Annotated in this window: 24 protein-coding genes; 16 read left to right on the forward strand and 8 right to left on the reverse strand. The window is 73.3% G+C overall.

From position 1 onward, the window contains the following. The first annotated feature begins 11 nt into the window (after positions 1-11). Complete coding sequence (locus tag AOM04_RS04745; protein ID WP_062463090.1) at positions 12-752, forward strand: DedA family protein; 741 nt, start codon at positions 12-14, stop codon at positions 750-752. Positions 753-764: 12 nt separating this feature from the next. Here the strand turns inward: AOM04_RS04745 and coaA are convergent, their stop codons facing one another. After that, positions 765-1739 (reverse strand): type I pantothenate kinase, encoded by a 975-nt coding sequence (coaA, locus tag AOM04_RS04750; RefSeq protein WP_062463093.1) that lies wholly within the window; start codon positions 1737-1739, stop codon positions 765-767. Positions 1740-1833: 94 nt separating this feature from the next. Here coaA and glmS point away from each other — a divergent pair, with 94 nt between their 5' ends. From glmS to rimI, 6 genes are read left to right on the forward strand one after another with little or no spacing between them, the layout of a single operon-like run. Beyond that, positions 1834-3699, forward strand: a complete 1866-nt coding sequence (gene glmS, locus AOM04_RS04755) for a glutamine--fructose-6-phosphate transaminase (isomerizing) (protein ID WP_062463096.1) — start codon at positions 1834-1836, stop codon at positions 3697-3699. A gap of 2 nt (positions 3700-3701) precedes the next feature. Beyond that, positions 3702-4055 carry a holo-ACP synthase gene (locus AOM04_RS04760; RefSeq protein ID WP_062463099.1) on the forward strand — a complete coding sequence of 118 codons (354 nt, stop codon included), beginning with the start codon at positions 3702-3704 and terminating at the stop codon, positions 4053-4055. After that, complete coding sequence (gene alr, locus AOM04_RS04765) at positions 4056-5162, forward strand: alanine racemase (RefSeq protein WP_062463102.1); 1107 nt, start codon at positions 4056-4058, stop codon at positions 5160-5162. Then, a complete protein-coding gene (gene tsaE, locus AOM04_RS04770; protein ID WP_062463105.1) occupies positions 5159-5662 on the forward strand; it encodes a tRNA (adenosine(37)-N6)-threonylcarbamoyltransferase complex ATPase subunit type 1 TsaE in 504 nt (167 codons plus the stop codon). The genes alr and tsaE overlap by 4 nt, the downstream gene beginning before the upstream one ends. Before the next feature lie 4 nt (positions 5663-5666). Continuing rightward, a complete protein-coding gene (gene tsaB, locus AOM04_RS04775) occupies positions 5667-6275 on the forward strand; it encodes a tRNA (adenosine(37)-N6)-threonylcarbamoyltransferase complex dimerization subunit type 1 TsaB (protein WP_062463107.1) in 609 nt (202 codons plus the stop codon). Next, positions 6272-6763, forward strand: coding sequence for a ribosomal protein S18-alanine N-acetyltransferase (gene rimI / locus AOM04_RS04780; RefSeq protein WP_062463110.1), 492 nt, complete (start codon positions 6272-6274; stop codon positions 6761-6763). The genes tsaB and rimI overlap by 4 nt, the downstream gene beginning before the upstream one ends. A gap of 206 nt (positions 6764-6969) precedes the next feature. Here rimI and AOM04_RS04785 read toward each other — a convergent pair whose 3' ends face one another. Further along, positions 6970-7593, reverse strand: coding sequence for a malonic semialdehyde reductase (locus AOM04_RS04785; protein WP_062463113.1), 624 nt, complete (start codon positions 7591-7593; stop codon positions 6970-6972). Positions 7594-7691: 98 nt separating this feature from the next. Between AOM04_RS04785 and tsaD the strand changes: the two genes are divergently transcribed. Beyond that, positions 7692-8729, forward strand: a complete 1038-nt coding sequence (tsaD, locus tag AOM04_RS04790; RefSeq protein ID WP_062463116.1) for a tRNA (adenosine(37)-N6)-threonylcarbamoyltransferase complex transferase subunit TsaD — start codon at positions 7692-7694, stop codon at positions 8727-8729. After that, positions 8729-10354, forward strand: coding sequence for a glycoside hydrolase family 3 N-terminal domain-containing protein (locus AOM04_RS04795; RefSeq protein WP_062463119.1), 1626 nt, complete (start codon positions 8729-8731; stop codon positions 10352-10354). Before tsaD ends, AOM04_RS04795 begins: the two co-directional genes overlap by 1 nt. A 12-nt stretch (positions 10355-10366) precedes the next feature. Here AOM04_RS04795 and AOM04_RS04800 read toward each other — a convergent pair whose 3' ends face one another. Further along, positions 10367-11239 (reverse strand): ArgP/LysG family DNA-binding transcriptional regulator, encoded by an 873-nt coding sequence (locus AOM04_RS04800; protein WP_062463122.1) that lies wholly within the window; start codon positions 11237-11239, stop codon positions 10367-10369. 70 nt (positions 11240-11309) lie between these two features. On the opposite strand from AOM04_RS04800, the gene AOM04_RS04805 reads away from it, so the two are divergent. The 3 genes from AOM04_RS04805 to AOM04_RS04815 are packed head-to-tail and all read left to right on the forward strand — an operon-like array spanning position 11310 to position 12820. Further along, positions 11310-11960 carry a LysE/ArgO family amino acid transporter gene (locus AOM04_RS04805; RefSeq protein ID WP_062463125.1) on the forward strand — a complete coding sequence of 217 codons (651 nt, stop codon included), beginning with the start codon at positions 11310-11312 and terminating at the stop codon, positions 11958-11960. A 23-nt stretch (positions 11961-11983) separates the two neighbouring features. Beyond that, positions 11984-12532 carry a GNAT family N-acetyltransferase gene (locus AOM04_RS04810; protein WP_062463128.1) on the forward strand — a complete coding sequence of 183 codons (549 nt, stop codon included), beginning with the start codon at positions 11984-11986 and terminating at the stop codon, positions 12530-12532. A 9-nt stretch (positions 12533-12541) separates the two neighbouring features. Continuing rightward, positions 12542-12820 (forward strand): helix-turn-helix domain-containing protein, encoded by a 279-nt coding sequence (locus AOM04_RS04815; RefSeq protein ID WP_062463131.1) that lies wholly within the window; start codon positions 12542-12544, stop codon positions 12818-12820. Here AOM04_RS04815 and AOM04_RS04820 read toward each other — a convergent pair. Continuing rightward, positions 12817-13986 carry a class I SAM-dependent methyltransferase gene (locus AOM04_RS04820; protein WP_062463134.1) on the reverse strand — a complete coding sequence of 390 codons (1170 nt, stop codon included), beginning with the start codon at positions 13984-13986 and terminating at the stop codon, positions 12817-12819. The two genes, AOM04_RS04815 and AOM04_RS04820, sit on opposite strands and share 4 nt — an antisense overlap. 168 nt (positions 13987-14154) lie before the next feature. On the opposite strand from AOM04_RS04820, the gene groES reads away from it, so the two are divergent. Beyond that, on the forward strand, positions 14155-14448 hold the full coding sequence (gene groES / locus AOM04_RS04825) for a co-chaperone GroES (RefSeq protein ID WP_062463137.1): 294 nt from the start codon (positions 14155-14157) through the stop codon (positions 14446-14448). 126 nt (positions 14449-14574) lie between these two features. On the opposite strand, the gene AOM04_RS04830 is transcribed toward groES, so the two are convergent. Beyond that, positions 14575-14865 (reverse strand): WhiB family transcriptional regulator, encoded by a 291-nt coding sequence (locus AOM04_RS04830; protein WP_062463140.1) that lies wholly within the window; start codon positions 14863-14865, stop codon positions 14575-14577. A gap of 214 nt (positions 14866-15079) precedes the next feature. On the opposite strand from AOM04_RS04830, the gene guaB reads away from it, so the two are divergent. Both guaB and AOM04_RS04840 read left to right on the forward strand, forming a co-directional pair. Further along, the gene (gene guaB / locus AOM04_RS04835; RefSeq protein WP_062463143.1) at positions 15080-16591 is read left to right on the forward strand and encodes an IMP dehydrogenase; all 1512 of its coding nucleotides are present in this window, start codon (positions 15080-15082) and stop codon (positions 16589-16591) included. 13 nt (positions 16592-16604) lie between these two features. Continuing rightward, positions 16605-17360, forward strand: a complete 756-nt coding sequence (locus tag AOM04_RS04840) for a TSUP family transporter (protein ID WP_062463146.1) — start codon at positions 16605-16607, stop codon at positions 17358-17360. 57 nt (positions 17361-17417) lie between these two features. Here the strand turns inward: AOM04_RS04840 and AOM04_RS04845 are convergent, their stop codons facing one another. Both AOM04_RS04845 and AOM04_RS04850 read right to left on the reverse strand, forming a co-directional pair. Next, positions 17418-18695, reverse strand: a complete 1278-nt coding sequence (locus tag AOM04_RS04845; protein ID WP_062463149.1) for a Glu/Leu/Phe/Val family dehydrogenase — start codon at positions 18693-18695, stop codon at positions 17418-17420. Between the two features lie 149 nt (positions 18696-18844). Then, the gene (locus AOM04_RS04850) at positions 18845-19624 is read right to left on the reverse strand and encodes an exonuclease domain-containing protein (protein WP_082104383.1); all 780 of its coding nucleotides are present in this window, start codon (positions 19622-19624) and stop codon (positions 18845-18847) included. A gap of 109 nt (positions 19625-19733) precedes the next feature. Here AOM04_RS04850 and AOM04_RS04855 point away from each other — a divergent pair, with 109 nt between their 5' ends. Continuing rightward, complete coding sequence (locus AOM04_RS04855) at positions 19734-20858, forward strand: GuaB3 family IMP dehydrogenase-related protein (protein WP_062463152.1); 1125 nt, start codon at positions 19734-19736, stop codon at positions 20856-20858. Positions 20859-20933: 75 nt separating this feature from the next. On the opposite strand, the gene AOM04_RS04860 is transcribed toward AOM04_RS04855, so the two are convergent. Beyond that, a complete protein-coding gene (locus AOM04_RS04860) occupies positions 20934-21317 on the reverse strand; it encodes a hypothetical protein (protein WP_156160614.1) in 384 nt (127 codons plus the stop codon). Positions 21318-21500 lie beyond the last annotated feature (183 nt).

A 21500-nucleotide genomic window follows, 5' to 3' on the forward strand; every position in this document is an offset into this window, starting at 1 on the left:
AGACTGGCCCCGTGAACTCGCTCTGGCACCTGCTGACGGACTGGACAGGCGCGCTGCAGGACTGGATCCTGTCGCTCACCGAGTCCATCTGGATCTACCCAGGGGTCTGGGCGCTGTCGCTCATCGACGGCGTCATCCCCATCTTCCCGAGCGAGTCCGTCGTCATCGCCACCGCGACCGCGTGGGCGCAGACCGGGACCCCCGTCATCTGGCTCGTGTGGATCGCGGCGGCCGTGGGCGCGTGGTGCGGCGACCAGATCGCGTACATCATCGGCTCCAAGTTCGACGTCCGGGAGCACCCGTTCTTCGCCCGCGAGGGGGTGCGCAAGACCCTCGACTGGGCCGAGACCACGCTCGAGCGCCGCGGCACCACGTTCATCATCGCCGCGCGCTTCATCCCCATGGGCCGCGTCGCCGTCAACCTCACCGCGGGCGCGCTGCGCTACCCGCGGCCGTGGTTCATGATCGTCGACGCGGTCGCGGCCGTGATCTGGGCGACCTACGCGACGATGCTGGGCATCTGGGCCGGGTCGATCTTCGAGAACCTGCTCGTGTCGATCCTCGTCGGCGTGGTCGGCGGCATCGCGCTCGGCATCCTCATCGACAAGGTGCTCGCGCGCCTCGGCTTTGCCGAGCCCAAGATGCCCGACCTGTCCGCGGAGATCGAGGAGCGCCTCGTCACCGGCGAGCTCCAGGTCCGCCCCTCGCGCCGCGAGCGGCGCCAGGCCGGGGACGGCGAGGATGGCGACTGACGGTCCCGCGGCCTAGATCTTGCGCATCCTCACGGACTCGACGCGGTGCTCGGGGCCCTTGTTGAGGATGATGGTCGCGCGCGAGCGGGTGGGGGCGATGTTGCGCGCGAGGTTGGGCGCGTTGACCGTGTCCCACACCTGGCCCGCCACGGCCACCGCCTGGTCGTCGGTCAGCGTCGAATACGAGTGGAAGTACGAGTCCGGCTTCGCGAACGCCGACTCGCGGAGCGCGAGGAACCGCTCGATGTACCAGCGGCGGATGTCGTCGGGGTGGGCGTCCACGTAGATCGACACGTCGAAGAAGTCGCTCACCGCGAGCTGCGACGAGCCGGGCTCGCGCGCCTGCGCCGTCTGCAGCACGTTGAGGCCCTCGACGATCAGCACGTCCGGCTGGCGGACCACCACGCGCTGGTCCGTGACGATGTCGTAGACCTGATGCGAGTACACGGGCGCCGTGACCTCGGCGGCGCCCGACTTCACCTTGAGGATGAAGTCGCGCAGCGCGCGGCGGTCGTACGACTCGGGGAAGCCCTTGCGCGCCATGAGGCCGCGCTCCTCGAGCACCGCGTTGGGGTACAGGAAGCCGTCCGTCGTGACGAGCGCGACGTGCGGCGACGAGGGCCAGCGCGCCATGAGCTCGCGCAGCAGGCGGGCGGTGGTCGACTTGCCGACCGCGACGGAGCCGGCGACCCCGATGACGAACGGTGTCCGCGACGCCCGCTCGCCCAGGAACTCGCTGGTCGCGCGGTGCAGCATCCCGGTGGTCCCGGAGTACAGGTCGAGCAGCCGCGACAGCGGCCGGTAGATCCGGTCCACCTCGGCGATGTCGATCGGGTCGCCCAGCCCTCGCACGCGGGCCACGTCCTCCGCCGTCAGCGGCAGCGGCGTCGCGTCCGCCAGCGCGGCCCACTCGTCGCGCGTGAGGGTGACGTACGGGGTGCCCTCGTCGGAGCGTCGCGCCTCGTTCACCCGCCCATTGTTGCGCATCGTGCCGCGGACCCCCGCGCGGGACGATGCGGGCGGTGCGGGGCGCGCGGCGGCCTGCGCCGGGCGCGCGGGGCCGGCAACTAGACTCGGGCCCATGTGTGGAATCGTCGGATATGTGGGTTCGGGCGCGCCCGGGGCCCGCCCCCAGGGCGTGGTGATGGCGGGTCTGGCACGGCTGGAGTACCGCGGATACGACTCCGCCGGCATCGCCGTGGTGACCGAGGACCCGTCGCGCGTGGCGATGAGCAAGAAGGCCGGCAAGCTGGTCAACCTCGAGAAGGAGCTCGCCGAGCGTCCGCTCGCGGACGGCACCGCCGCGATCGGCCACACCCGCTGGGCGACGCACGGCGCGCCCACGGACGCGAACGCGCACCCGCACCTCGCGGCGGGCGGGCGCATCGCGATCATCCACAACGGCATCATCGAGAACTTCGCGCCGCTGCGCGCCGAGCTGCTCGCCGAGGGCGTGACGTTCCTGTCGGAGACCGACACCGAGGTCGCGGGCCACCTGCTCGCGCGCGAGGTCGAGACCGGCAAGACGCTCGCCGACGCGATGCGCGCCATCACGCGCCGCCTCGAGGGCGCGTTCACGCTGCTCGCGGTCGACGCGCGCGAGCCCCGCACGGTCGTGGGCGCGCGCCGCAACAGCCCGCTCGTGATCGGGCTGGGCGAGGGCGAGAACTTCCTCGGCTCGGACGTGGTCGCGTTCATCGAGCACACCCGCACCGCGCTCGAGCTGCACCAGGACGAGGTGGTCGAGATCACGCCCGACGGCGTCACCATCACCGACATCCGCGGGCTCGTGGTCGAGCGCGAGCCGTACCACGTGGACTGGGACGCCTCCGCGGCCCAGAAGGGCGGCTTCGCGACCTTCATGGAGAAGGAGATCCACGACCAGCCGACGGCGGTCGCGGACACCCTGCGCGGGCGCATCGACGAGCACGGCCGCCTCCAGCTCGACGGCGGCATGATCCACGAGACGATCCTCAACTCGATCGACAAGATCATCGTGGTCGCGTGCGGCACCGCCGCCTACGCGGGCCTGGTGGGCCGCTACGCGATCGAGCACTGGTGCCGCATCCCGGTCGAGGTCGAGCTCGCGCACGAGTTCCGCTACCGCGACCCCGTCGTGAGCGTCCGCACCCTCGTGGTCGCCATCTCGCAGTCCGGCGAGACGATGGACACGATCATGGCGGTGCGCCACGCGCAGCAGCAGGGAGCGCCCGTCATCGCGATCGTCAACTCGCAGGGCTCGACCATCGCCCGCGAGGCCGACGCGGTCCTCTACACGCGTGCCGGGCCCGAGATCGCGGTCGCGTCGACCAAGGCGTTCCTCGCGCAGATCACCGCGGTGTACCTGCTCGGCATCTACCTGGCCGAGCTGCGCGGCAACAAGTTCCCCGACGAGATCGAGTCGCTGCTCGAGCAGCTCGACGCGATCCCGGCCAAGATCCAGCGCGTCCTCGACGCGTCCGAGCCGATCCGCGCGCTCGCGCGGTCGATGGCGGACGAGCGCACCGTGCTGTTCCTCGGCCGCCACGTGGGCTTCCCGGTCGCGCTCGAGGGCGCGCTCAAGCTCAAGGAGCTCGCGTACATCCACGCCGAGGGCTTCGCCGCGGGCGAGCTCAAGCACGGCCCCATCGCGCTCGTCGAGGAGGGCCAGCCGGTGTTCATCGTGCTGCCCAGCCCGCGCGGGCGCGAGTCGCTGCACTCCAAGGTGATCTCCAACGTGCAGGAGGTCCGCGCGCGCGGCGCCCGCACGTTCGTCATCGCGGAGGAGGGCGACACCGAGGCCGCGAACTACGCCGAGCAGGTCTTCTACGTGCCCTCCGCGCCCGTGCTCATGACGCCGCTCCTGTCGGTGGTGCCGCTGCAGCTGTTCGCGCTCGAGCTCGCGGCCGCCAAGGGCTACGACGTCGACCAGCCGCGCAACCTCGCCAAGTCCGTCACGGTGGAGTGAGCGTGGCCGTCCTGGGGCTCGGCATCGACGTGGTCGAGATCGCGCGCTTCGAGGACGCCCTCGAGCGCTCGCCCGGCTTCCTCGAGCGCGTCTTCACGCCCGCCGAGCGCGGCCTGGGCCACGCGAGCCTCGCCGCCCGCTGGGCAGCGAAGGAGGCGCTCGCCAAGGCGCTCGGCGCCCCCGCGGGCCTGAGCTGGCAGGACTGCGAGGTGGTGCGCGGCGCCGACGGCGCCCCCACGCTCGCGGTCACCGGGACCGTGGCGGCGCGCGCCGCCGCGCTGGGCATCACGTCGCTGCACGTGTCGCTGTCGCACGACGCGGGGATCGCCTCCGCCGTCGTCATCGGGGAGGGCTGAATGACCCGTCTGAGCATCACGGTCGACCACGGCGCGATCACGCGCAACGTCGAGCGCCTCCAGGAGCACGCGCCCACCGCGCAGGTGATGGCCGTCGTGAAGGCCGACGCCTACGGCCACGGCCTCGTGGAGTCGGGCGCGGCCGCGCGCGAGGGCGGCGCGACGTGGCTCGGCGTGGCCCAGCCCGACGAGGCCCTCGCGCTGCGCGCCGCCGGCGACACCGGCCGCCTCCTGTGCTGGCTCTACGGCCCCGAGCTGCCCGCACGCGGCCTCATCCGCGCGGGAGTGGACCTCAGCGCATCGTCCCTCGAGGTGCTCGACACCATCGTGGCAGCCGCCCGCATGTCCGGCGAGGTCGCGCGCGTGCACGTCGCGATCGACACGGGGCTGTCGCGCGAGGGCGTGCGCCCCGAGGCCCTGCCCGCGCTCATCGACGCCGCGCTCGCGGCGGACGATGCGGTGGTCGTCGTCGGCGCCTGGTCGCACCTCGCGTGGGCCGACCGCCCGGGTGACCCCACCATCGACCGCCAGGCCGCGGTGTTCCGCGACGCGCTCGCGGTCATCGAGGCGCGCGGGATCGCGCTCGAGGTGCGCCACCTCGCCAACTCGGCGGCGACCCTGACGCGCCCCGACCTGCACTTCGACCTCGTGCGCCCCGGCATCGCCGTCTACGGCCTGCCGCCCGTGCCGGACGCCGACGGCGGGGACTGGGGACTCACGCCCGCGATGCGCGTGACCGCGTCGCTCGCGCTGGTCAAGGACGTGCCGGCGGGCGAGGGCGTGAGCTACGGCCACGAGTACACGACGCCGCGCGACACCCGCCTCGGGCTCGTGACGGCGGGCTACTCGGACGGCATCTTCCGCTCCGCCGGGGGCGGCCGCGGTCCCGTCGCGATCGGCGGGCGGCGCCACGTCATCGCGGGGCGCGTGTGCATGGACCAGGTGGTGCTCGACCTCGGGCCCGACGCGACCGAGCGGCCGGGGGACGAGGTGGTGCTCATCGGCGCCGACGGCCCCTCCGCGCGCGAGTGGGCCGAGGCCGCGGGCACCATCGACTATGAGATCGTGTGCCGCTTCGGCGGACTGAAGGAGAAGCACCCCGCATGACCGAGCCCACCACCGCATCGTTCACCGTCGCGGACGGCGACGCCATGCGCGCCCTCGCGCGCGACGTCCTCGCGCCGCACCTGCGCCCCGGCGACGTGGTCATCCTGTCGGGCGACCTGGGCGCGGGCAAGACCACGTTCACGCAGGGCCTGGGCGCGGCGCTCGGCGTGCGCGGGCCGGTCGCGAGCCCCACGTTCATCATCGCCCGCACCCATCCGTCCGAGGTGGGCGGGCCCGCGCTCATCCACGTCGACGCATACCGGCTGAACTCGCTCGCCGAGCTCGACGACCTGGACCTCGACACCACCGTCGAGTCCTCGGTCACCGTGATCGAGTGGGGCGAGGACAAGGCTGAGCAGCTGTCGGAGGACCGCGTGCACGTGGTCATCGCGCGCGAGGTCGGCGGCGAGGTCGACATGGAGCGCCCCGACGAGGGCCTGCGCACCGTCACCTTCACCACCCACGGCGACCGCTGGGCCGGCGTCGCGCTCGTAGGCTAGTCCCGTGATCCTCGCGCTCGACACCTCGTCCGCCATCGCCGTCGCCGTCCTCTCGCCCGCCGGCGAGGTGCTCGCGCGACGCTCGGAGTTCAACCCCCGCGGCCACTCCGAGCTGCTGTCCGGCCTCATCGAGTCCGCCCTCGAGGAGGCGGGCGCGGCCCGCACGGACGTCGCCCGCATCGTCGTGGGCACGGGCCCCGCGCCGTTCACCGGCCTGCGGGTCGGGCTCATGACCGCGCGCACGCTCGGCCACGTGTGGGGCGTCCCGGTCGAGGGCGTGTGCTCGCTCGACGCGCTGGGCGCCTCGGCGGCCGGGGAGGTCACCGCGGTGGCCGACGCGCGCCGCAAGGAGGTCTACTGGGCGACCTATCGCGACGGCGTGCGCGTGTCTGGGCCGGCCGTGTCCGCGCCCGGCGAGGTGCCCGTGGTGGGCTCCGTGGTGGGCCGCGGGGCGCTGCTGTACCCCGAGGCGTTCCCGGGCGCCGTTGACGGCGACCCCGACCCGGCGCTGCTGGTCGCCGTCGCGGCCCGGCTGCGCGCGGCCGGCGAGGACCTCGGCACCGAGCCGCTGTACCTGCGCCGCCCCGACGTGCACGGCGTGCCGGGAGCGTGACCGCCACCGGCGCATCGTCCCCCGCCTGGACCATCCGCGACCTCACCGCGGAGGACCTGGGCTGGATGGCCGCGCAGGAGGAGCGCATGTTCGGCGCGTCCGCGTGGTCGCGCGAGCTCATCCAGCACGACTACCTCTACGGGCTCACGCGCTACCGGGGCCTGTCCCTGGAAGGCGAGCTGGTCGGGTACTCGGTGTACGGCTACGACGGCGACGCGTTCCACCTGCTCAACATCGCGGTGGTGCCGGATGCGCGCGGGCGCGGGCTGGGCCGCGCGCTCATGGACGACTTCATGGCCGCCGCGCGCGAGGAGAAGGCCCCGGACGCGTGGCTCGAGGTCGCCGTCGACAACGTGCCCGCCCTGGCGCTGTATCGGAGCTACGGCTTCGAGGACGTGCGGATCCGGCGCAAGTACTACCAGCCGGAGGGCATCGATGCGCTGGTGATGAGGGTGGAGCTGAGGGGATTCGAACCCCTGACCCCCTGATCGCCGCGCCGCGGGTTCGGGACGCTCAGTCCTCGGATTCTGCGCCGCGCGTCCGTCTCGGGACGCTCAGTCCTCCGACGCTACGCGGGACCGGGCGCGGGGCTTGGCGCCGAGCGCCCCGTGGGTCCGCGGGGGCCATGAGGACTGAGCGTCCCGAGATCGTCGAGATCGCCGGATCCTGAGGACTGAGCGTCCCGAACCGGGGGTCAGAGCTCGCGGATGCCGATCTCGGCGGGGATGCGGCCGCGGCGGTCGCCGGACTGGTCGTCGCCGGCGGTCGGGTAGCCGACGCCGAGGATGACCTCGGAGCGCCAGCCCTCGGGCATGAGGGACGCGTCGAGCGCGGCCTTGTCGAAGCCGCCGTACGGGCGCAGCGCGAGGCCCTCCGCGCGCAGCGCGATGACGAGGTAGCCCAGCGCGAGCATCGCGCCCGAGTGCGCGAGCGACGCGCGCATCTCCGGGTTGGCCTCGAAGCGCGCGCCGAGCTCGGGGGCGCCGGGCGCCCAGATCTCGTGGTGGTCGTGGAAGCGGTCGTCGTGGGCCGCGACCAGGATGAGCGGCGCCTGCGCGAGGCGCGGCTTGTTGAACGGCATCGCGGCGTCGATCACGGCGGCGCGCGCCGCCTCCGAGCGGGCGACGACCACGCGCAGCGGCTGCGTGTTGTTGCTGGTCGGGCCGAACTTCGCGAGGTCCCACGCGCGGACGACGATCTCGGGGTCGACCTCGCGGTCGTCGAACGCGACGGCGGAGCGCGCGGCGGTGAACAGCGCGGCGCGCGCGTCCTCGTCGAGGGAGAAGAGCGTCGAGGCGGAAAGATTCGCGGTTGTCATATCAACCATTGTGCGCCTCGCGTCGCGCGGTCCGCGACGGCCGAAGGTCCCTTGCCTCCTCGGGCCGGCAGGCCCCGTGCCCCGACTACAGTTGACCCGTGGCTTTGGTACTGGGACTCGAGAGCACCTGCGATGAGACGGGCGTCGCCCTCGTCGAGGACGGCGAGCTGCTCGCCGACGTCGTCGCGTCGTCGATGGACGAGCACGCCCGCTTCGGCGGCATCGTTCCCGAGGTCGCCTCGCGCGCCCACCTCGAGGCCGTCCTGCCCACGCTCGACGAGGCGCTGAGCCGCGCCGGCCGCACGCTGTCGCGGGTCGACGCGATCGCGGTCGCCGCCGGTCCGGGCCTCGTGGGCTCGCTCACGGTGGGCAACTCCGCGGCGAAGGCGCTGTCCCTGGGCCTCGGCAGGCCCCTGTACGGGGTCAACCACGTCATCGGCCACGCCGCCGTCGACCAGCTGGTCCACGGCCGCTTCCCCGACCGCACCATGGCGCTCGTGGTCTCGGGCGGCCACACGTCCCTTCTCATGGTCGACGACATCGCGACCAAGGTCACCGAGCTCGGCCACACCCTGGACGATGCGGCGGGCGAGGCCTTCGACAAGGTCGGCCGCCTGCTCGGCCTGCCCTACCCGGGCGGACCTCACGTGGACCGCCTCGCGCGCGAGGGCGACCCCGAGGCGATCCCGTTCCCGCGCGGCCTGTCCAAGCCGAAGGACATGGCCAAGCACGCCTACGACTTCTCGTTCTCGGGCCTCAAGACCGCGGTGGCACGCTGGGTCGAGGCGCGCCGCGCGTCCGGCCAGGACGTCCCCGTCGAGGACGTGTGCGCGAGCTTCGCGGCGGCCGTCGCCGACGTGCTCGTCACCAAGACCCTCAACGCGTGCCGCGAGCACGACGTCGAGACCCTCGTCATCGGCGGCGGCTTCTCCGCCAACAGCCAGCTGCGCGAGCTCGCGCAGGCCCGCGGCGAGGCCGCCGGCATCGACGTGCGCATCCCCCCGCTGCGCTACTGCACCGACAACGGCGCGATGATCGCCGCGCTCGGCTCCGCCGTGGTCGAGGCGGGCGTGCGCCCGAGCGACCTCGGCATCGGCGTCGACTCCTCCATGCCGCTGTCGACCATCACGGTCTGATGGCTCGCGCCGCCCGCGTCGCGGCGACCGCCCTGGCGGTGGCGCTGCTCGCGGGCTGCACGGGCACCGTGCCGACGCCGGTGCCCACGTCGACGCCCTCGGCGACCGCATCGTCCGCCCCGAGCCCGTCCGAGGCGAGCCCGGCACCCGTGGTGACGCCGCCCGTCGAGACCCTCCCGTGGGGCCCGACCACCGGGCAGTGGGACGATGCGCTCGCGACCGCGCGCGCCCTGCCGCTCAGGCACGCGGCCGGGCAGGTGATCGTGACGGACCTGTACACGCCGGACGCGGACGTCGCGGTGTCGCGCGTGTCCCGCAACCATCTCGGCGGGGTCATCCTCATGGACGGCGCGGCCCCCTCGCCGGCGGAGGCGCAGGCGCTGACGGACGCGCTGCAGGGGATCGGCGACCGGGACTGGCCGGTGTGGATCTCCGCGGATGAGGAGGGCGGGACCGTGGCGCGCCTGTCCGGCGCGGTGCCGACCCTGCCCGCGTTCATGGCCGCCGGCGCCGCGACCGACAAGGCGGCGGTGACCGAGGCGTACCGGTCGTCGGCAGCGAGCATGCGCGCGATCGGCGTCAACGTGGACTACGCGCCCGACGCGGACGTCACCATCGGCACCGCCGACCCCATCATCCGCACCAGGAGCGCCGGCTCCGATCCGGCCGACGTCGCCGCCACGGTGACGGCCGCGGTGGACGGCTACGTCGCCGGCGGGGTGGTGCCGGTGATCAAGCACTTCCCCGGCCACGGGTCCGTGACGGTGGACTCCCACCAGGCGCTGCCCGTGCAGTCGCGCGGCATCGCCGCGCTCGCGGCACGGGACTTCGTGCCGTTCGCGCGCGCCATCGACGCAGGCGCGCCGGTGGTGATGATGGGCCACATCGAGGTGCCGGCGTGGGGCGACCGTCCCGCGACGCTCGAGCCGGCCGCGTACCGCTACCTGCGGGAGGGCCTGGGCTTCACTGGCGTCGTGGTGACCGACGCGCTCAACATGGCCGGCGTCGCCGACGGGCGCACGCCTGGCCAGGTCGCCGTCGCGGCGCTCCGTGCGGGGGCGGACGTGCTGCTCATGCCCAAGGACGTCGACGGCACCATCGACGCGATCGTCGCCGCGGTCAGGGACGGGCGCCTGTCGCGGGACCGCCTCGACGAGGCGGCGGCACGGTCGATCCTGCTCATGCGATGGTCGGCGGGCCTCTCCGGGGAGTCCGCCTCGGTCCACTACGCGCAGACGTTCGCCGCGGCCGGCATGACGGTGGCGACGGCGGACTGCGCGGACCCGTTGGTGGGGAGGCGTGCCACCATCGTCGCGGGCCCGGACGATGCGGTGCGCACCCTGACGGCCGCGCTCGCCGATGCGGGGGTCCAGGTGGGCGGCGGCGGCACCACCATCGCTTTGCTGTCCTCGGGCGCCTACCGCGCCGACGCCGACGTGGTCGTGTCGCTCGGCGAGCCGTGGGGCCTGTTCGGCTCGCGGGCGAAGACGTACATCGCGACCTACGGCGAGTCGCCGCCGACGGTGCGCGCGCTCGCGGACGTGCTCACGGGGGCCGCCGACGCGGGCGGCACGTGGCCGGTCGCGATGGGCCGCGACGCGATCCGCGCCTGCGCGGCCGGCTGACAGCCGGCCGCCCTACGCGGGCTCGAGCGCCGCGCGCGCGGCCTCGCGCACCGCTCCCGCGATCGCGTCGAGTCCGGTCGACTGCACCCGCCACTGCTGCCAGTGGAGCGTGACCGACAGCTCGGGCTCGCCGAGCTCGACCAGGTTGAGGCCCGCGCGCTGCACCGCGGGCAGCAACCCCCAGCCCATCCCCAGCGCGATCGCCCGCGCGAACTCCGTCGAGGACGGCACCAGATGGCGCGGCGCGCCGCCGTCCGCCCCCCGCGCCGCGAGCCAGCGGGCCTGGAGGTCGTCGCGGCGGTCGAAGTCGACCACGGGCGCGACGGCGAGCGCCGCCGGGTCCGCGCCGTCGGGGAACCAGCGCGCCGCGAAGGCCGGGGCCGCGACCGCCCGGTAGGTCATGCGCCCGAGCGTGGTCACCGTGCAGCCGGGCACCGCGGCCGCGCGCGTGGTGACCGCGGCGACCACCTCGCCGCGCGCGAGCAGCTCCGCCGTGAAGGACTCGTCCTCGCGGTGCAGGTGCACGGTGGTGCCCAGCGACGCCAGCGCCGCGGCGAGCGGCTCGAGGAGCCACGTCGCGAGCGAGTCCGCGTTGACGGCGATCCGCAGGGGGGCGGGCCGGTCCTCGGGGATCCCGAGCTCCGCCGCCGCCTCCGCCTCGAGCAGCGCCACCTGCCGCGCGTAGCGGACCACCGCCTCGCCCGCGGGCGTCGCGCGCACCGGGCGCGAGCGCACCAGCAGCACCTGGCCCGTGAGCCGCTCGAGCGTCGCGAGGCGCTGGCTCACCGCCGACTGCGTGACGTGCAGCGCGCGGGCCGCCGCGTCGAGCGACCCCTCGTCGACCACCGCAGACAGCGTCTGCGCGAGGTCGGCGGGGATCTTCATATAAGCAACGCTAATGCACTATCCACAATTGTTAGTAGTGCTGTGGACAACTTGTGCATACGGTGGCGCCATGACCTATCTCGCCGGCCTCGGGCTCGGCCTGTCGCTCATCGTCGCCATCGGGGCGCAGAACGTCTTCGTGCTGCGCCAGGGGCTGCGCCGCGACCGCGTCGGGCTGGTGGTGCTCATCTGCGCGCTGTCGGACCTCGTGCTCATTGCGGCGGGCGTCGCGGGCGCGGGCGCCGCCATCACCTCCGTGCCGTGGCTGCTCACGGCCGCGCGCTGGGCGGGCGCCGCGTTCCTGCTCGCCTACGCCGTGCTCGCCGCGCGCCGTGCGCTGCGCCCCGAGGGCGAGCGGCTCGCGGTGGACGATGCGCCCGTGGCCGGGGCCGCCGCCTCGCCCGGGCCGCCGGTCGCCGTGGCGACCCGCGCATCGTCCGCCCGCACGGTGGCGCTCACGTGCCTCGCGCTGACGTGGCTCAACCCGCACGTCTACCTCGACACCGTGGTGCTGCTCGGCACGGTGGCGTCGACGCACGAGGCGCGGTGGCTGTTCGCGGCGGGCGCGATGACGGGCAGCGTGCTGTGGTTCACCGGGCTGGGGTTCGGGGCGCGGCTGCTGTCGGGCGTGCTCGCGCGTCCCGGCGCGTGGCGCGTGCTCGACGGCGCGATCGCGGTCGTGATGGCGGTGCTCGCGGTGTCGCTCGTCGTCGCGGGGTGAGACTCGCGTGCCACGATGACCGGGTGACCGACACACCCCGCACCCGGCTGATCGCCCTCGACGATGCGGCCGAGCTCGCCGGGCTCGTCGCAGCGAACCGCGCGTTCATGGCGCCCTGGGACCCGATCCGGTCCGACGTGTTCTACACCGAGCCGGGCCAGCGGGTGGTGATCGCGGCGCTCCTCGAGGAGCACGCCGCGGGGCGGGCTCTCCCGCACGCGATCCTTGCGGACGACGGCGCGATCGCGGGCCGCATCACCCTCGCCGGGATCGCGCGCGGCCCGTTCCAGTCCGCCGGCATGGGCTACTGGGTCGCCAAGGAGCTCAACGGGCGCGGGCTCGCGACCGAGGCCGTCGCGCGCGTCACGGCGCTCGCGTTCGGCGAGCTGGGGCTGCACCGCGTCCAGGCCGAGACGCTGCCGCACAACCTCCGCTCCCAGGGGGTCCTCGAGCGCAACGGCTTCGAGCGGTACGGCTACGCTCCGCGCTACCTGCGCATCGCGGGGGAGTGGCAGGACCACGTCATGTTCCAGGTGCTTCACGATGCGTGGGCCGGCGAGGTCGCTGTCTAGGCTGGGCGCATGGCACGGATCACGGAGGAGCAGGTCGCCGAGGTGCGCCGCCGCGTCGCGGCGGGGGAGCCCCGCGTGGCGGTGGCGGAGGTGCTCGGGATCTCGAAGGCGAGCGTCGACTCGATCATGTCGGGCCGCCGCGGCGGCCCCTCGAGGCGGGCCGGGGCGCTCACGCCCGAGCAGCTCGAGCGGATCCGCGCGCTCGCGGCCACGGGCATGTCGCAGACCGCGATCGCGCGCGAGGTCGGCACCAGCCAGCAGATGGTGTCGAAGACGCTGAAGGGCTAGACGGGCTCCACGAGCAGCGCCGCGTGCTGGCCCTCGAGCCGCGTGAGCACGAGCGTGGCCCGTTCCTTGCCCTTGAGCTTGAGGCGCGGGCGCAGCTGCTCGGGCGTGAGGTCCACGCCGCGCTTCTTGATGTCGACGGTGCCGACCCCGCGGGCGCGCAGCTCGCGGGCGAGCACCTTGACGTCGAGCGGCAGCCGCTCGAGCACGCGGTAGGCGCGGGCGAAGGGCGTCGCGGCGGGGGCGTCGGCGGTGAGGTACGCGATCTGCGGGTCCACCAGGTGCGCGCCCACCTGCTCCGCGAGCACCCCCACGACGCCCGCGCGGATGACGGCGCCGTCGGGCTCCATCAGGTACGCGCCGAGCGCACCGGCGGGCGCGCGGTCGGTGGGGCCGGCGATCTCGTGGCGCTCGTCGCCGCGGATCACGAGCGCGCTGTGGCCCTCGCGCTGCGCGGCGGCGCCGGCCCACAGCCCGACCTCGACCACGTCCCCGTCGACGCTCACCCACTGCGCCTCGAAGCCCGCGGGCACCGCCTCGTGGGGCAGGCCCGGGCCCGCCTTGACGCCGAGCGCCCGGTAGCGGGAGGCCAGGTCGAGCACGCGGTCGAGCGGCGGGGAGTAGTCGGCGGGGTCGTGGCGGCGGCCGCGTGCGTTGCGGCGTGCGGGGTCCGCGAACACCCCGTCGACCTTCTCGGCCGCGAGCAGCGCGAGCGAGTCCCCGTGGACGATGCGCGCGCCGGGCCAGGGGGCCAGGTTGTGGGCGGCGAGGGTCGCGGTGGCCTCGTCGGCCTCGAACGCGAGCACGGCGAGGCCGCGCGCGGCCAGGGCCATCGCATCGGCCCCGAGGCCCGCGGTGAGGTCGGCGACGGCGGTGCAGTCCGCGGCGGCGAAGCGCTCCGCATGCAGGGCCGACACGATCGCGCGCGAGGCCTGCTCGAGGCCCGCGCGGTGGAACGCCATGCCGTCCGCGGCGGGGCCAAGGCGGGGGAGCGCCTCGCGGCGCAGCTCGGCGAGCGACATCGCGGCGGTGACCAGCGCGGGGTCGTGGCCGTCCCGGCGCAGGCGGCCGGCGACGGCGAGCGCGTCCCGGGGAGCGAAGCCCCGGATGGAGTCCGCCAGCGCGAGGCAGGCGGGGCTCACCGTGAGGCGCGCGGTCTCGGGGTCCATGCCCGGATCATTTCACGCGCGGCGAACAGCCCGCCCGTCATTAGCACTCCCCCTGGCCGAGTGCTAGATTGAGGATGCTCTGACGAGCACGGATCACCCGGGCCGACCCCCGCGACGGCGGCCCATCGATCCGTTCACATACTTTCGACTAGGAAGGTGAGGTCCGCAGTGTCGGTCTCCATCAAGCCCCTGGAGGACAAGGTCGTCGTCAAGGCCGCCGCGGCCGAGACCACGACGGCGTCCGGCCTCGTGATCCCTGACACCGCCAAGGAGAAGCCCCAGGAGGGCGAGGTCGTGGCGGTGGGCCCGGGTCGCATCGACGACAACGGCAACCGCGTTCCCGTCGACGTCAACGTCGGCGACAAGGTGATCTACAGCAAGTACGGCGGCACCGAGGTCAAGTACGCCGGCGAGGAGTTCCTCATCCTCTCGGCGCGCGACCTGCTCGCCGTCATCGGCTGAGCAGCCCACGCTTTCTGACGGCTCCCGAGGCTTCGGCCTCGGGAGCCGTTCGCGTCTGCGGGGAGGGTCGGACGGGGACCCGCCCGCCGCATCGCCCCCATCGACGATGCGGCGCCTCCCCGGCGGTCAACTCGCCTGCTTGAGGCGGCCGGCGAGGATGGCGTGACGCTCGTCCTCGCTCAGCCCGCCCCACACCCCGAACGGCTCGCGCGCCTGGAGCGAGCGCTCCCGGCAGATGTCGAGCACGGGGCAGCCGGCGCAGAACTCCTTGGCGGCCTCGGCGCGGCGCCGGCGAGCGGCCCCGCGTTCCCCCTCGGGGTGGAAGAAGAGATCGGGATCGGCGGCGCGGCACGCGCCTTCGTATTGCCACTCCCACTGGTCCTGAGTCGGTGCGGGCAGTTTCGCCACGGCCTCCATCACGCCCCCTCACGGGTCGGTGTCGGCTCGCCCCCAGGACGGCGCCATTGCCGCCCCGAGCCGCACATCAGTCGTATGGTCAAACCCGCTCGCAGAAGGCTTGTGGCCCCCGTCCGCGGCTCCCTCATAGCCATTCATAACACCGTTGTCACGGGCTTGGGAAGTCCCGATTTGCCTGGTTTCTGCCACCCCGACGACGGCCTAGAATGTGCGGATGGCGCACCCCGAGAACGATCCCTTCGCCTTCACCGGACTGACCTACGATGACGTCCTCCTCCTTCCCGGGGAGTCGGACGTCATCCCGTCCGAGGTGGACACCACGACCCAGCTGACCAAGGGCATCTCCGTGGCCGTCCCGCTGCTGTCCGCGGCGATGGACACCGTCACCGAGGCCCGCATGGCCATCGCGCTCGCCCGCCTCGGCGGCATGGGCGTCCTGCACCGCAACCTGTCGATCGAGGACCAGGCCCATCAGGTCCAGATCGTCAAGCGCTCCGAGTCGGGCATGATCACCGACCCCGTCACCGTGGGCCCCGAGGCCACGCTCGCGGAGCTCGACGCGCTGTGCGCGAAGTACCGCGTCTCCGGACTGCCCGTCGTCGACGAGGACCAGCGCCTGCTGGGCATCATCACCAACCGCGACCTGCGCTTCATCAACCCCGCCGAGTTCGCGTCGCGCCTGGTCAAGGACCAGATGACGCCGATGCCGCTGATCACGGCGCGCGAGGGCGTCTCCAACGCGGAGGCCTCCGAGCTGCTCGCCAAGCACCGCGTCGAGAAGCTCCCGCTGGTGGACGGCGACGGCCGCCTCACGGGCCTCATCACGGTCAAGGACTTCGTCAAGACCGAGCGCTACCCGCTCGCCTCGAAGGACTCCGAGGGCCGCCTGCGCGTGGCCGCCGCCGTGGGCTTCTACGGCGACGCCTGGGAGCGCGCGACCGCGCTCGTCGAGGCCGAGGTCGACTGCCTCGTCGTCGACACCGCGCACGGCCACGCCCAGGCGATGATCGACATGATCAAGCGCCTCAAGTCCGACCCCAAGACCAGCCACGTGCAGGTCATCGGCGGCAACGTCGCGACCCGCGAGGGTGCGCAGGCGCTCGTCGACGCGGGCGTGGACGCGGTCAAGGTCGGCGTGGGCCCGGGCTCCATCTGCACCACCCGCGTGGTCGCCGGCGTGGGCGTGCCGCAGGTCACGGCCGTGTACGAGGCATGGAAGGCCGCGAACCCGGCGGGCGTGCCCGTCATCGCGGACGGCGGCCTCCAGTACTCCGGCGACATCGCGAAGGCCCTGGTGGCCGGCGCATCGTCCGTCATGCTCGGCTCGCTGTTCGCGGGCTGCGCCGAGACGCCCGGCGACCTGGTGCTGGTCAACGGCAAGCAGTTCAAGAGCTACCGCGGCATGGGCTCGATGGGCGCGATGGCGTCCCGCGGCCGCGTGTCGTACTCGAAGGACCGCTACTTCCAGGCAGACGCCCCCAGCGACGACGACCTGATCCCCGAGGGCATCGAGGGCCGCGTGCCCTACAAGGGCCCCCTGTCGTCGGTGGTCCGCCAGCTGGTCGGCGGCCTGGGCCAGTCGATGTTCTACGTCGGCGCACGCACCGTCCCGGAGCTGCAGGCCAAGGGCAAGTTCGTCCGCATCACGCCGGCGGGGCTCAAGGAGTCGCACCCGCACGACGTCCAGATCACCGTCGAGGCGCCCAACTACGCCGGCCGCGGCTGACGCGGCCCGCTAGGTGGATCTCACCTGGCAGACCCTCGCGGTCCTGGCGCTCGTCGCGCTGATCGCCGGATTCCTCGACACCCTCGCGGGAGGGGGCGGGCTGCTCACGCTGCCCGCCCTGCTCCTCGCGGGGGTGCCGCCGCTCCAGGCGTTGGGCACCAACAAGCTGCAGGGCTCGTTCGGCACCGGCATGGCGACGTGGCAGGTGATCCGCCGCCGCCGCGTGCGCTGGGACGATGCACGCTGGCCGATGCTGTGGGCCTTCCTGGGCTCGCTGGCGGGGGCGGTTGCGATCCAGTTCGTGGACCCGGAGCCGCTGCGCGTGCTCGTGCCGGTGGTGCTCGCGGCCATCGCCGCCTACTTCGCGTTCGTGCCCAAGGCGCACGAGCCGCCCGACCGCGAGCGTCTCTCCGCGGCTCCCTACGAGGCGACCGTGGTGCCCGCGATCGGCGCCTACGACGGCGCGTTCGGCCCCGGCACGGGCTCGCTCTTCGCGCTGTCGGGGGTGACGCTGCGCGCCTATCCGCTGCCGCGCGCGACCGCGGTCGCCAAGACGCTCAACTTCGCGACCAACGTGGCCGCGCTCGCGGTCTTCGCGGTCGCCGGGCAGATGGTGTGGGCGGTCGGCGCCGTCATGATCGGCGGCCAGCTGCTCGGCGCGTACGCCGCGTCCCACGTGCTCTTCAAGGTCCCGCCCGTGGTGCTGCGCGTGCTCATCGTGGTGATGAGCGTGGGAATGCTGGTGCGCTACCTGGTCGGTTCCCAATGACAGATGTGACGGGTGGGACGCTTCGCGTCCCCCGTCACATCTGTCATTGGGAGTCGTTCACGGGTAGAGGCCGCGCAGGCGGTGGGCGTCGGTGACGCGCTGGACTGCGAGGGCCGTGGCCGCCTCCCGGTAGGACAGCGAGTGCGCCCCGGCGTAGCCGACCACCGCGTGCCACGCGGTCGTCATCTTCTCCTCGAGGCGCTGGTTGACGTCCGCCTCGCTCCACTGCCAGGCCTGGTTGGCCTGCACCCACTCGAAGTAGGAGACGACCACGCCGCCCGCGTTCGCGAGGATGTCCGGCACCACGAGCACGCCCTTGTCGGCGAGGATCGCGTCGGCCTCGCGGGTGGTCGGGCCGTTCGCGCCCTCGACGATGATGCGTGCCTGCACGTGGTCCGCGTTCGCGCCCGTGAGGACGCCCTCGACGGCGGCCGGCACAGCCAGGTCGACGTCGAGCGTGAGGATCGACGCGGGGTCGATCGCCTCGGTGCCCTCGAAGCCCGCCACGGTGCCGTGACGGTCCGCGTGGTCGGACAGCCGGGCGATGTCGAGCCCGCGCTCGTCGTAGATCGCGCCGTCGACGTCGCTGACCGCGATGATCCGCACGCCCGCGGCGGACAGGAACCTGGCCGCGTCGCGACCCACCTTGCCGAAGCCCTGGACCACCGCCGTGGCGTGCTCCGGATCGACACCCCGCGAGGTCATCGCCATGAGGGCGATGTGCGCGACGCCGCGCGACGTGGCGGCGGCACGCCCGAGCGACCCGCCGAGGCTCAGCGGCTTGCCCGTCACCACGCCCGGGACCGTGTGGCCCACGGCGGCAGAGTAGGTGTCCATGATCCAGGCCATGGTCTGCTCGTTGGTGCCGATGTCGGGCGCCGGGATGTCCTTGGTCGGGCCGATGATCGGCAGGATCTCCGAGGTGTAGCGGCGCGTCACGCGCTCGAGCTCGGGGAGGGAGTGCGTGCGTGGGTCGATCGCGATGCCGCCCTTCGCGCCGCCGTACGGGACGTCGACGAGCGCGCACTTCCACGTCATCCACATGGCGAGCGCGCGCACCTCGTCGAGGTCCACGTTCGACGCGAAGCGCAGCCCGCCCTTGGCAGGGCCGCGCGAGAAGTTGTGCTGCACCCTGTAGCCCGTGTAGACGGCGATCGAGCCGTCGTCGCGGCGCAGCGGGATGCTCACGGCGAGCTCCCGTCGCGGTGTGGCCAGCATCTGGCGGGTCCCGCCGTTGAGGCCGAGGTGAGCGAGGGCGGCGTCGAGCTGGGACAGCGCGTCGCCGAGGGGGCCCGCTCCGGTGGGAGCGGCGTCCGTGGTGGTGGACCACGTCATTGTGACCTCCGAGTTGTCGGTCCCTCGAGCGTATCCCCGGGGCGACGTCGCGAGATTCGCCCGTGCGGCGACGGGACGATGCGCTCCTGGCCTTCGCGTACAACGACGGGTGGCGCTCGCGTCGGCTACGCGCGGGACGATGCGGCGGCTCAGAAGAGCGTGCCGCCGTCCGCCGACGCGGGTGCGGGCGTAGTTGGCGCCGCCGCGACGGGCGTGAAGGCCAGCGGCGCGACGGGCCACTGCGGATCGGGCAGGTCCTCGGTCTGGCCCTTGGACTTGAGCCACGCGGAGAAGTGCACCGCCCAGTCGTGATGCGCGGCCGCCTGCAGGTCGTGGAGCGAGTCGAGCGGCGTGTCGCGCATTGTCGGATACGCGGCGGCGAGCGCGTGCACGAGCTCGAGGGTCGCGAGCACGTCCGCGTCCGCCGCGTGCAGGTCCTCGGCGACCACCCGGACGGCGTACACCGCGCACAGGTCGATGAGCTTGCGCTTGCCCTTGCGGTACTTGTCGAGATGGCGGTCCAGGACCAGCGGGTCGATGACGGGCCGGGCCTCGCCGCGCGCCAGGCGCGACGCGAGCGACGGCAGCCCGTGACGGGCGAGCTCGTTCTCGAGCAGCGTGAGGTCGAACTGCGCGTTGTACGCGACCACCGGGAACCCGGCGTCGAGGGCGCTCGCGAGCATCGTCGCGATCTCCTCGAGCGCCTCCGCCGGAGCGACGCCCTCCGCGCGCGCCTGCTCGGTGGAGATGCCGTGGACCGCGCTCGCGGCGGCTGGGATCTCCACCCCGGGGTCGATCAGCCACGTCCGCGCGGTCACCGTGCCGCCGGTGCGCGTGATGACGGCGGCGGTCACGATGCGGTCGGTCGCGGTGGACACGCCCGTCGTCTCGGTGTCGAACCCCACCATGGTCTCGTCGAGCCAGCTCATGCCCCTAGCCTGGCACGCCCCTCCGACGCTCGACGCGAGCCTGTCCACAGCGGGGCGCCGCGCATCGTCCCCCGCGGGCGTGCGCGCCCGGAACGATAGGGTGGGGCCCGTGAGCAACGAGATCGAGATCGGCCGCGGCAAGCGCGGCCGCCGGGCCTACTCCTTCGACGACATCGCCGTGGTGCCCTCGCGCCGCACGCGCGACCCGAAGGTCGTGAGCCTCGGCTGGCAGATCGACGCGTTCCACTTCGACATCCCCGTGATCGGCGCGCCGATGGACTCCGTGATGAGCCCCGCGACCGCGATCGCGCTGGGCAACGCGGGCGGCCTGGGCGTGCTCGACCTCGAGGGCCTGTGGACGCGCTACGAGGACCCCACCGCGGTGCTCGCCGAGATCGCCGCGCTCGACCCGGCGGACGCGACCGCGCGCATGCAGGACCTCTACCGCGAGCCCATCAAGGACGAGCTCATCACCGCGCGCCTCCAGGAGGTCCGCGCGGCGGGCGTCGTGGTGGCCGGCGCGCTCAGCCCGCAGCGCACGCAGGAGCACTACGCCACGGTGCTCAAGGCGGGCGTCGACCTCTTCGTCATCCGCGGCACCACGGTGTCGGCCGAGCACGTCTCCGACGGCGCCGAGCCGCTCAACCTCAAGAAGTTCATCTACGACCTCGACGTGCCCGTCATCGTCGGCGGCGCGTCGACCTACCAGGCGGCCCTGCACCTCATGCGCACGGGCGCGGCGGGCGTGCTCGTCGGATTCGGCGGCGGCGCGGCGCAGACCACGCGCAACACGCTCGGCATCCACGCGCCCATGGCGACCGCGGTGTCCGACGTCGCCGCGGCGCGGCGCGACTACCTCGACGAGTCGGGCGGCCGCTACGTCCACGTCATCGCCGATGGCGGCCTGGGCCGCTCGGGCGACATCGTCAAGGCGATCGCGTGCGGCGCGGACGCGATCATGCTGGGCGCCGCGCTCGCGCGCGCCGAGGAGGCGCCGGGCGCGGGCTACCACTGGGGCCCGGAGGCGCACCACCCCGAGCTGCCGCGCGGCGAGCGCGTCCACGTGGGCACCAACGGCACCCTCGAGGAGATCCTCTTCGGGCCCGGCACGCACGCCGACGGCACGTCGAACCTCATGGGCGCGCTGCGCCGGTCGATGGCCACCACTGGCTACTCGGACCTCAAGGAGTTCCAGCGTGTCGACATCGTGGTGAGCCCGTACCAGGCGCAGTAGTCGCCGCAGGCCTTCACGAACGCCTGGGCGGGTCTCCGCCCGGGCGTTCGCGTGTTCTTGCGCTGTCTTGGAAGGCTACGCGAGGTGCTCGAGCAGCGTCTGCCACCGTCGTGCCGCCAGAACGTTGTGGCCGAATCGCACAAGCAAGAGCCCGACCGCCACAGTGGAGAGCGTGCGCAAGATCAGAACAGCTAGGTCGGGGGCGCCCGCGCTGTCGATAGCCTGCGTCACGACGAATACGAAGAACGAAACCGCGATGCCAGCAAAGGGTGCGTGCGCGGCAACCGCTTGAACGCCTGAAAGCAGGACACGGGCATCCAGATTGCCGGCCCCCGCTGAGCCGAGTGCCCGGATGTCGGCGGGCTCCGGCAGGCGTACCTTGGCGAGGAAACCGTCGTTCACTAGGGGAAGAAGTCCGAGGCGGGTGGCGGCATCGGCGTCGATGTCGCCGTATGACACGTCGCGCGCCCGCTGCTGGAGGCAGGAGCACCTCGCTGTCGACTCGTGGAGTCCGCCCGTAACCGTGTCGTCGCTTGCGGGCGGTCGTGCGGTGTCGATTTCATTGACATCTGTGGACAACGTATCTCCGATCATCTGGGAAGCTCTCAATACACACATCGGCTGAGAGCGCGCGAGTGTGAG

Origin of the sequence: Demequina soli (assembly GCF_000971195.1) — a bacterium.
Taxonomy (GTDB): Bacteria; Actinomycetota; Actinomycetes; order Actinomycetales; family Demequinaceae; genus Demequina; species Demequina soli.